This is a genomic window from Bacillus cereus group sp. BfR-BA-01379 (genome assembly GCF_022663605.1).
Classification (GTDB): Bacteria; Bacillota; Bacilli; order Bacillales; family Bacillaceae_G; genus Bacillus_A; species Bacillus_A mobilis.
This window is the reverse complement of record NZ_JAKUFT010000298.1, coordinates 1-228: the sequence shown is the minus strand read 5'-3', so window position 1 is coordinate 228 and position 228 is coordinate 1. Positions and strand designations below refer to the sequence as shown.

Genomic DNA, 228 nt, shown 5'->3' with positions numbered 1-228 from the left:
AGCAGCTAAAGCTCAAGAAGCAGCTGAAGCTCAAGCAGCGGCTAAAGCTCAAGAGGCAGCTAAAGCTCGTGAAGCAGCTAAGGCTCAAGAAGCAGCTGAAGCTCGTGAAGCAGCTAGAGCTCAAGAAGCAGCTAAAGCTCAAGAAGCAGCTGAAGCTCGTGAAGCGGCTAAAGCTCAAAAACCAGCTCCACAACAACCTGTTGCAAAAGAAACTGAAACAAGTGCACC

Annotated in this window: 1 pseudogene; it reads left to right on the top strand. The window is 49.6% G+C overall.

Annotation, left to right across the window (positions count from 1 at the left end):
- Positions 1 to 228, top strand: a pseudogene (locus tag MR113_RS28765) (enterotoxin); the annotation flags it as partial.